Below are 13,618 nucleotides of genomic sequence, written 5' to 3'. Positions count from 1 at the left end.
ATGGACATGAGCATCGATTCCCCCTCGGCGCGCGGCGGTACCGTGCGCGCGCTGTCGACCTGGCTTTATCGCCGGCCGACGCTGTATCTGCTTTTGCTGCTGGTGCCGCCGCTGCTGTGGTTCGGCGCGGTGTACCTCGGTTCGCTGCTGACGCTGCTGTGGCAGGGGTTTTACACCTTCGACGATTTCACCATGGCGGTGACGCCGGACCTGACCTTCGCCAACCTGGCGGCGCTGTTCAACCCGGCCAACTACGACATCATCCTGCGCACGCTGACCATGGCGGTGCTGGTGTCGCTGGCCAGCGCGGTGCTGGCGTTCCCCATCGCCTATTATATGGCGCGCTACACCAGCGGCCGCGTCAAGGCGTTCTTTTATATCGCCGTGATGATGCCGATGTGGGCCAGCTATATCGTTAAAGCCTATGCCTGGACCCTGCTGCTGGCGAAAGACGGCGTGGCGCAGTGGTTCCTGCAGCACCTGGGGCTGGAGCCGCTGTTGGCTTCGCTGCTGACGGTGCCCGGCGTCGGCGGCAACACGCTGTCGACCTCGGGGCTGGGGCGTTTTCTGGTGTTCGTCTATATTTGGCTGCCGTTCATGATCCTGCCGATCCAGGCGGCGCTGGAGCGCCTGCCGCCCTCGCTGCTGCATGCCTCAGCGGATCTGGGCGCGCGACCGGCGCAGACTTTCCGCCACGTCATTTTGCCGCTGGCGGTGCCGGGTATCGCCGCCGGATCGATCTTCACCTTCTCGCTGACGCTGGGCGACTTTATCGTGCCGCAGCTGGTGGGGCCGCCGGGCTATTTCATCGGCAGCATGGTGTACGCCCAGCAGGGCGCGATCGGCAATATGCCGATGGCCGCGGCCTTTACGCTGGTGCCGATCGTCCTGATCGCCATCTACCTTTCCATCGTCAAACGTCTGGGGGCTTTCGATGCACTCTGAACGCGCGCCCTTAGGGCTGAAGCTGGCCGCCTGGGGCGGACTTGTCTTCCTGCATTTCCCGTTGGCGATCATCGCCATCTATGCCTTCAACACCGAGGATGCGGCCTTCAGCTTCCCGCCGAAGGGCTTCACGCTGCACTGGTTTAACGTCGCCGCCGGGCGGCAGGACATCCTCGATGCGGTACTGCTGTCGGCGCAGATCGCCTGCCTGGCGACCGCCATCGCGCTGGTGCTCGGCACCCTGGCGGCGGCGGCGCTGTATCGGCGCGATTTCTTCGGCAAGGACAGCATTTCGCTGCTGCTGCTGCTGCCGATCGCGCTGCCGGGGATCGTCACCGGCCTAGCGCTGCTGGCGGCGTTCAAGGCGCTGAACATCGAGCCGGGCATCCTGACCATCGTCGTCGGCCATGCGACGTTCTGCGTGGTGATCGTGTTCAACAATGTCATCGCCCGGTTCCGCCGCACCTCGTACAGCTTGATCGAAGCGTCGATGGATCTCGGCGCTGACGGCTGGCAAACCTTCCGTTACGTGATCTTGCCGAACCTCGGCTCGGCGCTGCTGGCCGGCGGCATGCTGGCGTTTGCGCTGTCGTTCGACGAAATCATCGTGACCACCTTTACCGCTGGCCACGAGCGCACGCTGCCGCTGTGGCTGCTGAACCAGCTTGGCCGCCCGCGCGACGTGCCGATCACCAACGTGGTGGCGCTGTCGGTGATGCTGTTGACCATGCTGCCGATCCTCGGCGCTTACTACCTAACCAAAGGTGGAGAAAGCGTCGCCGGCAGCGGCAAATAATTTCCTTACCCGACCTCTGATAAAAGGATAACCCTATGCAAAGCCAACTGTTGATTGACGGCCAACTGGTGAATGGCCAGGGCGCGACCCAGCCGGTGTATAACCCGGCGACCGGCGAAGTGATCGCGCAGGTGGCGGAGGCCAGCCCGGAGCAGGTCGATCGCGCGGTGCTGGCGGCGGATGCCGCGTTCGCCGCCTGGGGGCAAACCACGCCGAAGGAGCGCGCCGAGCATCTGCTCAAGCTGGCAGATCTGATCGACGAGCATGCCGAGACCTTCGCCAGGCTGGAGTCGCTCAACTGCGGCAAGCCTTATCACTGCGTGTTGAACGACGAACTGCCGGCGGTGGCCGACGTGTTTCGCTTCTTCGCCGGGGCCAGCCGCTGCCTGACCGGCATGGCCGCCGGCGAGTATCTGGCCGGGCATACCTCGATGATCCGCCGCGATCCGCTCGGCGTGGTGGCTTCGATCGCCCCGTGGAACTACCCGCTGATGATGGCGGCCTGGAAACTGGCGCCGGCGCTGGCGGCGGGCAACTGCGTGGTGATCAAGCCGTCGGAGCAAACGCCGCTGACCACTTTCAAACTGGCCGAACTGGCCGCCGGGCTGTTCCCGCCGGGCGTGCTCAACGTGCTGTTCGGCCGCGGCGCCGGCGTCGGCGATCGACTGACCGGGCATGACAAGGTGCGCATGGTGTCGCTGACCGGCTCGATCGCCACCGGCGAGCACATCATCGCCCACACCGCCGCCGGCATTAAGCGCACCCATATGGAGCTGGGCGGCAAGGCGCCGGTGTTGGTATTCGACGATGCCGATCTGCAGCAGGTGGTGGACGGCATTCGCGGCTTCGGTTTCTACAACGCCGGGCAGGATTGCACCGCCGCGTGCCGTATCTACGCGCAGAAAAGCATTTATCCCGAGCTGGTGAAGCGGCTGGGCGAGGCGGTGGCCAGCCTGAAGATTGGTGCGCCGGACGACGAGAGCACCGAACTGGGGCCGTTGATTACCGCCCAGCATCTGGAGCGGGTCGCCGGTTTTGTCGAGCGCGCCAAAGCGTTGCCGCACGTGCAGGTGGTGACCGGCGGCGAGAAGGTGAAAGGGCCGGGTTACTATTTCCAGCCGACGCTGTTGGCCGGCGCGCGCCAGGACGATGAGATCGTGCAGCGCGAAGTGTTCGGCCCGGTGGTGACGGTGACGCCGTTTGACGATGAAGAGCAGGTGCTGGCCTGGGCGAATGAATCCAACTATGGGCTGGCGTCGTCCGTGTGGACCCGCGACGTGGGCCGCGCGCATCGCTTAAGCGCCCGGCTGCAATATGGCTGCACTTGGGTGAACACCCACTTCATGCTGGTGAGCGAAATGCCGCACGGCGGCCAGAAACTGTCCGGCTACGGCAAGGATATGTCGATGTACGGGCTGGAGGATTACACGGCCATTCGTCATGTAATGTTCAAACATTGATTTTACAGTAATTATCCGCACAATAGCGCGGCCTTCGAGCCGGCTCCGGCCGGCTGATGATAATAAAAATTGAAAGGAAGCCTATATGGGTATCACCAGACGCGATTTTCTCAACGGGGTGGCGATCACCATCGCCGCCGGGTTGACGCCGCTGCAAATCTTGCGCGCGTCGCCGCAAACCGCCAATCAAACCCTGTACTACCCACCGGCGCTGACCGGGCTGCGGGGTAACCATCCGGGCTCGTTCGAGCATGCGCATCAACTGGGGCGCGACGGCAAAACCTTTGATTTCAGCAGCGTACCCGCCGTTGAAGAGTTCGATCTGGTGGTGGTCGGTGCCGGCATCAGCGGGTTGGCGGCCGCCTGTTTCTGGCAGCAGCTGAAAGGCGAGCAGCAGCGCATTCTTTTGATCGACAACCATGACGACTTCGGCGGCCACGCCAAGCGCAACGAATTCAACACCGACGACGGCATGCTGCTCGGCTACGGCGGCAGTGAATCGCTGCAGTCGCCGCGCTCCAACTTCAGCCCGGTGGCGATGGGGCTGCTGCGCAAGCTCGGCGTCGATATCGACCAACTGGAGCAGGCGTTTGACACCACCTTCTACCCGGATCTGAACCTGAGCCGTGGGGTTTACTTCGATCGCAAGAACTTCGGCGTCGACAAGGTGGTGAGCGGCGATCCGGGCCGCACGGTGGCGGACGACATTCCGCGCGATCGCCTCAACGGCCGCTCTTATGAAGCGTTCATCGGCGATTTCCCACTGCCGGAAAGCGATCGCCAGGCGCTGATCGCGCTGCATACGGTGGAGAAAGATTATCTGCCGGAGATGACGCTGGAGCAGAAGGTCGAGTGGCTCGATACCCACAGCTACACCCAGTTCCTGCGTGAAAAAGTGGGCCTGAGCGAGCTGGCGATCCGGTATTTCCAGCAGACCACCAACGACTTCCAGGCGGTGGGCATCGACGGCACCTCGTGCAGCGATGCACGCATCTGCGATCTGCCGGGCCTCGGCGGCATGAATCTGCCGCCGCTGGACGAAGAGTCGCAGGCGGATCTCGACGATCCTTACGTGTTCCACTTCCCGGACGGCAACGCCACGCTGGCGCGCCTGATGGTGCGCAAGCTGATCCCGGCGGTGGCGCCGGCCGGCAAAGACATGAACGACGTGGTGCTGGCCAAATTCGACTACAGCCAGCTCGATCGGCCGGAGTCGCCGGTGAAGCTGCGTTTAAACAGCACCGGGCTGCACGCGGCCAACGTCGGCGACAAGGTGGAAGTCACCTATATGACCGGCGAGAAGATGACCAAGGTGCGCGCCGGACAGGTGGTGATGGCCGGCTACAACATGATGATCCCGTATCTGGTGCCGGAGATGTCGCACGAGCAGCAGGAGGCGCTGAAGCAGAACGTCAAGGCGCCGCTGGTGTACAGCAAGGTGGTGATCCGCAACTGGCAGCCGTTCATCAAGCTGGGCGTGCACGAAATTTATTCGCCGGCCGCGCCGTACAGCCGCGTGAAGCTGGACTACCCGGTGAGCATGGGCGGGTACCAGCACCCGCGCGATCCGGATCGGCCAATCGGCCTGCATATGGTCTATGTGCCGACGCTGCCGGGCAGCGGCCTCAGCCCGCGCGAGCAGTCGCGCAAAGGGCGCGCGCTGCTGCTGGGCACGCCGTTCGAGGTGCACGAACAGATGATCCGCGAACAATTGCAGGGCATGTTGGGCGACGCCGGTTTCGACCATCAGCGCGACATTCAGGCGATCACCGTCAACCGCTGGTCACACGGTTACTCCTACTTCCTCAACGGGTTGTTTGACGACGAAGATGAAGCCAAGAAAATCATCGAAACGGCGCGGCAGCCGATCGGCAAGATCGTTATCGCCAACTCCGATGCCGACTGGAGCCCGTACGCCAACTCGGCGATCGATCAGGCGTGGCGTGCGGTGAATGAACTGGCCTACGGCAAGGTTGCCGCCAAGGAGGGAGCATGAGTCTGCGCTCGCTGTACCTGTTGAGCCTGCTGGCCGCCGGCGGTTCTGCCCAGGCGATGTCGGCCGGGGAATACGTCGCCAAAGCCGGTGATTGCACCGCCTGCCATACCGCGCCGGGCGGCGCAGAATTGGCGGGCGGCATGAAGTTCCCGACGCCGCTCGGGGCTATCTACGCCACCAACATCACGCCGGACAAGCTGCACGGCATCGGCGCTTACTCATTCGAAGAGTTCGATCGCGCCATGCGGCAGGGGATCGCCAAAGACGGTCACCGGCTTTATCCGGCGATGCCGTACACCTCGTACGCCAAAATGAGCGCGGAAGACATGCGCGCGCTGTATGACTATCTGATGAAAGAGGTGCCGGCGCAGAACGTCGCCAACCGCGACAGCGATATCAGCTGGCCGCTGTCGATGCGCTGGCCGCTGGCGGTGTGGAACTCGCTGTTCCACGACGACCAGCCGTATCAGGCAGATCCGCAGCAAAGCGCCGAGTGGAACCGCGGCGCCTATCTGGTGCAGGGCGCGGGCCATTGCGGCAGCTGCCACACGCCGCGCGGCTGGGCGATGCAGGAGAAGGGCCTGGACGGTAAGGCGCCGGTATTCCTGAGCGGCGCCGAGCTGGACGGCTGGTACGCCTCCAATCTGCGCGGCCTGCCGCCGGAAGAGGTGACGGCGCTGCTGAAAACCGGGCGCAGCCGCCATGCGGCGGTCGCCGGGCCGATGAGCGAGGTGGTAACCCACAGTACGCAGTATCTCAGCGACGGCGATCTGAACGCCATCGCGGTGTACCTGCGCAGCCTGGCGCCGGAAACTGCCGCCAAAGCCGCTGCGCCAGCCACGCAGGCGGATAACCCGGGTGGCAAGGCGACCTATGCAATGTACTGCTCGACCTGCCACGGCAATAAGGGGGAGGGTACCGACTTCGCCATTCCGGCGCTGGCAGGCAATGCCACGGTAACGGCGGACAATCCGCTGACCGCGCTGCGGGTGGTGCTGGAGGGGGCGCATACGCCGATCACGCAGCAGGCGATGGCGTTCGACATGCCGGCTTACGGCTGGGCGTTGAACGATCGGCAGGCGGCGGATCTGATGAGCTATCTGCGGGGAAGCTGGGGCAACCAGGCGGCGCCGGTGACGGTGCAGCAGGTCCAGGACGCGCGCCAACTGCAGGCGAAATGAAGAGGGAGCGCGGTCTGACGGCCGCGCTCCGCAAGCATTACAGCACCTTATGCGGGCCGAAGCATTCGTAGTGGATGCGTTCGGCCTCTACCCCCATCTCCAGCAGCTGTTTGCCCACGAACTGCATGAAGGCCACCGGGCCGCAGAAGTAATAGTGCATCTGCGGATCGGCCAGGCTGCCTTGCAGCGCGCTCAAATCCATCAATCCGCGGCTGTGGTAGTCGCGGCCTTCCACGTCATCGGCACCCGGCTCGCGGTACCACACATGGCGGCTCAGATTTGGCATACGGCCGGCAATATCCGCTACCTCATCGGCAAAGGCGTGTACGCTGCCGTTTTCCGCCGCGTGCAGCCAGTGGACCTGCGCCTGATGTTGGCTGTCGTGCAGGGTGTTGAGCATGCCGAGCATCGGAGTTTGGCCGACGCCGGCGGAGATCAGCGCCACCGGCGTGGTCGGCGCCACGTCGAGGAAGAAGTCGCCGTGCGGCGGGGCGATGTCGATCACGTCGCCTTCCTGCGCCTGCTGGTGCAGGTAGTTGGACACTTTCCCCTGATCTTCGCGCTTCACCGCGATGCGGTAGAACTCGCCGTTCGGTGAGGTGGTCAGCGAGTACTGGCGAATTTCCTGATGCTCCAGGCTGTCGTGCTTGATGTAGACCGCCAGGTATTGCCCCGGTTTGAAGTCCGCCACCCGGCCGCCGTCCACCGGCGCCAGCACGAAGCTGCAGATCACGTCGCTCTGCGGCTGTTTCTTCAGGATGCGGAATGCGCGCAGATCGCGCCAGCCGCCGTTGTCGGTTTCGCTCTGCTGATAAATCTGCTCTTCACGCTGGATAAATACGTTGGCCAGCACGCCGTAGGCTTTGCCCCAGGCGTCCAAGACTTCCTGGCCCGGGCTGAACATTTCGTCCAGCGTCGCCAGCAGGTGACCGCCGACGATTTGGTACTGCTCCGGCTGGATATTGAAGCTGGTGTGCTTCTGCGCGATGCGCTCCACCGCCGGCAGCAGCGCCGCCAGGTTCTCGATGTTGGCGGCGTAGGCGCAGATGGCGTCGAACAGCGCTTGACGCTGATCGCCGTTGCGCTGGTTGCTCATGTTGAAAATATCTTTCAATTCCGGGTTATGCGCGAACATGCGATCGTAAAAGTGGGCGGTCAGCTTCGGCCCGGTCGCAGCCAGCAGGGGAATGGTGGATTTCACGGTGGCGATGGTTTGGCTATCCAGCATGGAAGCGCTCCTTAGGTTAGGATCTTGACGATAATTGTAATGATGTATTTTAAATGCATCTTATTGGGTTCCGCGTCGCTTGTAAATACCCTTGTTTTCGTTGCGGTGTTCTTCGGGCGTCGATCGCGCTCACAGAACATGAAAAAAGCGCATTGTTCGCATGAGGAAATGTCCGTTGATAAACGGCGGCATTTAGCGGATCAAAGCCTTGCGCCACCTCATGCCAATCGTTTGCGTAAAAACCTCTGTCAAGACCTATCTTCGGTGGGGCGAAACGGTTTACACTGTGGCCCAGAACCCAAACGGGTAGTTATTTGGTGATTTTTTAGTTAGCTGATTTAAGTCAGGAGATGCCGGATGTTAAAGCGTGAAATGAACATTGCCGATTACGATGCGGAACTGTGGCGTGCCATGGAGCAGGAAGTGGTGCGTCAGGAAGAGCACATCGAGCTGATCGCGTCTGAGAACTACACCAGCCCGCGCGTGATGCAGGCTCAGGGTTCCCAGCTGACCAACAAATACGCTGAAGGCTATCCGGGCAAGCGTTACTACGGCGGCTGCGAATACGTGGATATCGTTGAGCAGCTGGCTATCGATCGTGCCAAAGAATTGTTCGGCGCCGATTACGCCAACGTGCAGCCGCACTCCGGCTCCCAGGCTAACTTCGCCGTGTACACCGCGCTGCTGCAGCCGGGCGACACCATTCTGGGCATGAACCTGGCGCACGGCGGCCACCTGACCCACGGTTCCCCGGTTAACCTGTCCGGCAAACTGTATAACGTGGTGCCTTACGGCATCGACGACAAAGGCCAAATCGACTATGACGATCTGGCCAAACAGGCGCAAACCCACAAGCCGAAAATGATCATCGGCGGCTTCTCCGCTTACTCCGGCGTGGTTGACTGGGCCAAAATGCGCGAAATCGCCGACAGCATCGGCGCTTACCTGTTCGTCGACATGGCGCACGTGGCTGGCCTGATCGCCGCCGGCGTGTATCCGAACCCGGTACCGCACGCGCACATCGTCACTACCACCACCCACAAAACCCTGGCGGGTCCGCGCGGCGGCCTGATCCTGGCGAAGGGCGGCGACGAAGAGCTGTACAAGAAGCTGAACTCCGCCGTGTTCCCTGGCGGCCAGGGCGGCCCGCTGATGCACGTGATCGCCGGCAAGGCGGTGGCGCTGAAAGAAGCGATGGAGCCTGAGTTCAAGGTTTACCAGCAGCAAGTGGCGGTCAACGCCAAGGCGATGGTGGACGTGTTCCTGCAGCGCGGCTACAAAGTGGTCTCCGGCGGCACCCATAACCACCTGTTCCTGCTGGATCTGGTCGATAAAAACCTGACCGGTAAAGAAGCGGACGCCGCCCTGGGCCGCGCCAACATCACCGTCAACAAAAACAGCGTGCCGAACGATCCGAAGAGCCCGTTCGTCACCTCCGGCGTGCGTATCGGCACCCCGGCCGTCACCCGTCGCGGCTTCAAAGAAGCCGACGTGCGCGAACTGGCCGGTTGGATCTGTGATGTGCTGGACAACATCAACGATGAAGCCACCATCGAACGCACCAAGAAGAAAGTGCTGGATATCTGCGCCCGCCTGCCGGTTTACGCATAATCCCGCTTTTGCCTGATAAAACCCGCTGCGGCGGGTTTTTTTGTGGCCGCTCGCGGTAAACTGTGAGCTGTCTGGCACTCTAACGCATTGAAGCGGAATGAAGATTGCGGGGCGGTGTGAGCTCTGTCAAAGTATTGCCCTCACTCCGGAGGGATCATGGTTCTGCAATCCACGCGTTGGCTCGCGCTCAGCTATTTCACCTACTTCTTTTCCTATGGCATCTTCTTACCGTTCTGGGGCGTGTGGCTGAAAGGCGAAGGCATCGCGCCGGAAACCATCGGCATATTGCTCGGCGCCGGTTTGGTGGCCCGCTTCCTCGGCAGTTTACTGATTGCACCCCGCGTTAAAGATCCCTCTCATTTAGTCTCCGCCCTGCGCCTGCTGGCGCTGCTGACACTGGCTTTCGCGGTTGGCTTCTGTTTCGGCAACGGCTGGGGCTGGCTGATGCTGGTGATAGCGGGGTTCAACCTGTTCTTCTCGCCGCTGGTGCCGCTGACCGACGCGCTGGCCGCCACCTGGCAAAAGCAGATCCGCATGGACTATGGCCGAGTGCGGCTGTGGGGCTCGCTGGCGTTCGTCATCGGCTCGGCGCTGACAGGGCAGCTTGTGGCGGTGTGGGGCCATAACGCCATTCTCTACAGCCTGATCTTCAGCGTGCTGGCGATGCTGCTGGGCATGTTGCTGAAGCCGAGCGTCATGCCGCAGGGCGAAGCGCGCACCCACAGCGATACCGAACGTTCGCTGTGGGCACTGCTGAAAGAAGGGCCGGTCTGGCGCTTCCTGTTGTGCGTCACGCTGCTGCAGGGGGCGCACGCCGGCTACTATAGCTTCGGCTCCATTTACTGGCAGGAGGCGGGCTATTCGGCCTCGACCATCGGCTATCTGTGGTCGCTGGGCGTGGTGGCGGAGGTGATTATTTTCGCCAGCAGCAACGTGCTGTTCCGCCGCTGGAATGCGCGCAACCTGCTGTTGCTCTCCGCCTGCTGCGGCGTGTTGCGCTGGAGCCTGATGGCCTACAGCACTGAGTTGGGCTGGCTGCTGCTGATCCAGATCCTGCATTGCGGCACCTTCACCGTCTGCCATCTGGCGGCGATGCGCTTTATCGCCGCGCGCCAGGGGCAAGAGGTGATCCGGCTGCAGGCGGTGTATTCGGCGCTGGCGATGGGCGGCGGTATTGCCGTCATGACGGTCATTGCCGGGTTCCTGTTCGAACATTGGCAGGGCGGGGTTTTCTGGGTGATGGCGGCGGTCGCGGTGCCGGCCTTGTTCATCCGGCCGCCGGCGGTCAGCGTCAGCCGCTGATTAAGGCGCTTCCAGCAGCGCGCGGATGGCCTGGCGCTGCCGGGTTTCCAGCGGCAGTTCGGTATAGATCAACGGCGGGTGCGGATCGCTGTGCACCGCCGCATAAGGGGTGATCACCAGCATGACGCCCTGCGGCGCTCCGCCGCGCAGATAGTCGCTCAACGGCAGATACTTGATGTTCAGCGGCAGCAGCGTGAGCTCGCGGATCTGGTATTCCACTTCCTCTTCCAACTGCGGGTTATCCAGCGTCAGCAGCAGCACCTGTTTCTCCTGCAGTGCGTTGTCCTGCATCAGCCAGGCGCCGAAGCTGATGGCCACCAGGCCCGCCTCCTCGTTGGAAAAATGCACGCCGTATTCCTGTTCCAGCGGTATCAGCGCTTCCTGCGTGGTACGCATTAGCCGCGGGTATTTGCGCACCACTTCTTCCAGCAGCATATTGTCGATGCCGATGGCGAAACGGCAGCGCTCCAGCGCTGGCGCCAGGTGGGCGAACAGCTGGCTGACCAGCTCCGTCTTGCTGCTGAAGGCCATGCCGGAGAGTTGCTGGAAACGCTCGACCATGCTGTCGATCGCCGCCATCAATCTCTGCTCTTGCGCCGAGTCATTGCTGTGGTAGCTGTGATTTTTCAACATGGTGAAGGTCAGCGCCAAAAAATCGCGCTCGTCTGCCTGCGGCGGCTGGTTAAACAGTCGGTTGCAGGCCTGATGCAGCCAAGCGGCGGCCTGCTGCTCCGGCTTTTGCCGCAGCCAGTCGCGTTGAACGGCGTCGAAATGCGGATGGCGCTGCAGGCGATTTTGCCAGGCGCAGTAGAGCAGGTAATGCTGCAGGAATTGGCGGTCGCGCGCGTCAAAGTGGCGGCTGAGCAGTGGCTCGCAGGCGTCGATCGCTTGAGCCAGCGCAGACGCTGGGGCGGCATCGGCCGCCAGCGCGTGCCGCAGGCGCGGGGCGAAATCGTCTTCGACGAACCGCGGGCTGCAGCGCAGGGCCCGTCGCAGCCAATGGATCAGACACAGGCGTTGGTTGAGCGCGCTGCCCCGCAGTTGGTAGCCATGGTCGGGATCGACGGCGATCTCCAGGTGATGGAAACGCTGGATTTCACTGGCCACCTCGGCTATATCTTGCCGGGTTATCGGGGGGGCGACGCCGTTGATTCGGCTTAGGGTCTCCAGCTGTAACTCGGGCTCCGGCGTGTACAGCATCAGCAGCAGATGGCAGCGCCGTTGTTGTCCGGAGAGCGCGGGCACGGGAGAGGTGTCCAGGCTCATTATCACCTTCCGGCATAAAAGGTTGAGATTATGCCTAAGCATAGCAAAAGGCTTTGTGCCGGCAGGGTTACCGCGCGGCTTTTACTTCGGCTTACAACTTTCGTCACAAATATCGCCGGGAGAGGCGGGCCGTTCGGCAGTTATTTGTGTTACGTTATAACAAATACAGGTAAGGCAGGATAATGATGAAGTTACGTCGTCTTTTGGCTGCCTTTGGCGCCGTGTTCAGCGCCGGTGCGATCGCGCATCCGCACAGCTTTATCGACATGAATACCACCTTCGTCGCCAAAGACCAGCGGCTGGTCGGCCTGAAAATGGTGTGGGTGATGGATGAAATCACCTCAGCGGATCTGCTTTACGATGCGAAAAACGCCAAGAGCGATTCGGAAGTGTGGAAAAAGCTGGCGGCGGAAGTGATGGCCAACGTGCTGGGGCAGCACTATTTCACCGATCTTTACCGCGACGGCAAGCCGGTGAAATATCTGAACTTGCCCAGCGAATATCACCTGTCGCGCCAGGGCAATCAGGCGGTGCTGGAGTTCGTGCTGCCGTTGGCCGAACCGCAGCCGCTGGCGGGCAAGCCGTTCGAACTTTCTACTTACGATCCGACTTATTTCGTGGATATGACCTATAAAGACCAAAATGCACTGCATCTGCCGCCGGAGATGGCGCAGCAGTGCAGCTACAAGCTGATGACGCCGCAGCCGAATGCGTCGCTGCAGGCCTATGCGCTGTCGCTCGACAAGAACGACTCGCCCGGCGAAGACCTGGCGCTGGGGCAACAGTTCGCCCAGCGGGTGACGCTGCAATGTCGTTAAATCTCTCGCAACCGACGACGAGCCGGCGTCACTGGGCCTTCGGCCTGTGGCCGCTGCTGCCGTTCACACTGGTGCTGGCTGCCGCCGCGCTGCTGGCGTGGCACTATTGGCCGCAGCTGCTGATGCAGAGCGTGGTGTGGCAAAAAGCGCTGCACCAGCAGATGTCGGGGCTGTTGCAGCAGGTGAAGGCCGCGCCGCAGCAGGCCGGGCTGGCGCTGATGCTGTTCAGCCTCGGCTATGGCGTCTTGCATGCGCTCGGCCCCGGCCACGGCAAAGTGGTGATCGCCACCTACCTGGCCACCCATCCGGCGCGGCTGAAAAGCAGCCTGAAGCTGACCTTCGCGGCTTCGCTGGTGCAGGGCGGGGTGGCGATCGCGCTGGTCACGCTGATGCTGGTGGTGTTACAGCTCTCTTCGCGCCAGCTGCACCAAAGCAGTTTCTGGCTGGAGAAGGGCAGCTTTATTCTGGTGATGCTGCTTGGCGTGCTGCTGAGTTGGCGCGCGCTGAAACGCCTGTTTGCGGCGATCAAGGCGATGCGCCCGGCGCCGGCGCTGCGCATCAACAGCCTGACGCCATTGGCGGCGGATCATGTGCACAGCGCCAATTGCGGCTGCGGCCACCGGCATCTGCCGAGCGACAGCGAGCTGCAGGCGGGAAGCGACTGGCGCACTCAGGCCGCCATCGTGCTGGCGATGGGCATGCGTCCCTGTTCGGGGGCGATTTTAGTGCTGCTGTTCTCCAAGGTGATCGGCGTGTTCGGCTGGGGAGTGATCTCCGCGCTGGCGATGGCGTTCGGCACCTCGTTGACCATCTCCATGCTGGCGCTGCTGGTGCATTATAGCCGCCGGCTGGCGGTGCGCCTCAGCCGTTCGCGCGCGCCCGCCGCCTGGAGCGCGGTGGCCTGGGGCTCGCTGGCGCTGGCCGGCGGTCTGATCCTGTTGGCCGCCGGGCTGTTGCTGTACGTCAGCGCGCAGCCGGAATTCGGCGGCGGCATCCGCCCCTTCTCCCGCTAACG

11 protein-coding genes are annotated in these 13,618 nt (G+C 62.5%); 9 read left to right on the top strand and 2 right to left on the bottom strand.

The features are described 5' to 3' along the window. The 5 genes from ACSJLU_RS18860 (at position 1) to ACSJLU_RS18840 (ending at position 6,378) form a co-directional block, all read left to right on the top strand. Complete coding sequence (locus tag ACSJLU_RS18860) at positions 1 to 945, top strand: ABC transporter permease (protein ID WP_025303927.1); 945 nt, start codon at positions 1 to 3, stop codon at positions 943 to 945. Further along, entirely contained in the window at positions 935 to 1,741 is an 807-nt protein-coding gene (locus tag ACSJLU_RS18855) for an ABC transporter permease (RefSeq protein WP_004941378.1), read from the top strand. The genes ACSJLU_RS18860 and ACSJLU_RS18855 overlap by 11 nt, the downstream gene beginning before the upstream one ends. Before the next feature lie 35 nt (positions 1,742 to 1,776). Next, the gene (gene patD / locus ACSJLU_RS18850; protein ID WP_033651578.1) at positions 1,777 to 3,201 is read left to right on the top strand and encodes an aminobutyraldehyde dehydrogenase; all 1,425 of its coding nucleotides are present in this window, start codon (positions 1,777 to 1,779) and stop codon (positions 3,199 to 3,201) included. 85 nt (positions 3,202 to 3,286) lie between these two features. Further along, complete coding sequence (locus ACSJLU_RS18845) at positions 3,287 to 5,197, top strand: NAD(P)/FAD-dependent oxidoreductase (protein ID WP_127146614.1); 1,911 nt, start codon at positions 3,287 to 3,289, stop codon at positions 5,195 to 5,197. Next, positions 5,194 to 6,378 carry a c-type cytochrome gene (locus ACSJLU_RS18840; protein WP_049209555.1) on the top strand — a complete coding sequence of 395 codons (1,185 nt, stop codon included), beginning with the start codon at positions 5,194 to 5,196 and terminating at the stop codon, positions 6,376 to 6,378. The genes ACSJLU_RS18845 and ACSJLU_RS18840 overlap by 4 nt, the downstream gene beginning before the upstream one ends. Positions 6,379 to 6,415: 37 nt before the next feature. Here ACSJLU_RS18840 and hmpA read toward each other — a convergent pair whose 3' ends face one another. Then, the gene (hmpA, locus tag ACSJLU_RS18835; RefSeq protein WP_043138113.1) at positions 6,416 to 7,606 is read right to left on the bottom strand and encodes an NO-inducible flavohemoprotein; all 1,191 of its coding nucleotides are present in this window, start codon (positions 7,604 to 7,606) and stop codon (positions 6,416 to 6,418) included. 357 nt (positions 7,607 to 7,963) lie between these two features. Between hmpA and glyA the strand changes: the two genes are divergently transcribed. Continuing rightward, positions 7,964 to 9,217 (top strand): serine hydroxymethyltransferase, encoded by a 1,254-nt coding sequence (gene glyA, locus ACSJLU_RS18830; protein ID WP_025303922.1) that lies wholly within the window; start codon positions 7,964 to 7,966, stop codon positions 9,215 to 9,217. 156 nt (positions 9,218 to 9,373) lie between these two features. After that, the gene (locus tag ACSJLU_RS18825) at positions 9,374 to 10,519 is read left to right on the top strand and encodes a 3-phenylpropionate MFS transporter (RefSeq protein ID WP_025303921.1); all 1,146 of its coding nucleotides are present in this window, start codon (positions 9,374 to 9,376) and stop codon (positions 10,517 to 10,519) included. On the opposite strand, the gene csiE is transcribed toward ACSJLU_RS18825, so the two are convergent. Then, positions 10,520 to 11,785, bottom strand: coding sequence for a stationary phase inducible protein CsiE (gene csiE, locus ACSJLU_RS18820; RefSeq protein WP_049209552.1), 1,266 nt, complete (start codon positions 11,783 to 11,785; stop codon positions 10,520 to 10,522). 182 nt (positions 11,786 to 11,967) lie between these two features. Between csiE and ACSJLU_RS18815 the strand changes: the two genes are divergently transcribed. Both ACSJLU_RS18815 and ACSJLU_RS18810 read left to right on the top strand, forming a co-directional pair. Further along, complete coding sequence (locus ACSJLU_RS18815; RefSeq protein ID WP_028127507.1) at positions 11,968 to 12,603, top strand: DUF1007 family protein; 636 nt, start codon at positions 11,968 to 11,970, stop codon at positions 12,601 to 12,603. Then, the gene (locus ACSJLU_RS18810; protein ID WP_049204903.1) at positions 12,594 to 13,616 is read left to right on the top strand and encodes a nickel/cobalt transporter; all 1,023 of its coding nucleotides are present in this window, start codon (positions 12,594 to 12,596) and stop codon (positions 13,614 to 13,616) included. Before ACSJLU_RS18815 ends, ACSJLU_RS18810 begins: the two co-directional genes overlap by 10 nt. Positions 13,617 to 13,618: the final 2 nt, after the last annotated feature.

The sequence above is a fragment of the Serratia bockelmannii genome, assembly GCF_051803255.1.
Classification (GTDB): Bacteria; Pseudomonadota; Gammaproteobacteria; order Enterobacterales; family Enterobacteriaceae; genus Serratia; species Serratia bockelmannii.
The sequence above is the reverse complement of the archived record's forward strand: the minus strand, read 5'-3'. Positions and strand labels throughout refer to the sequence as shown.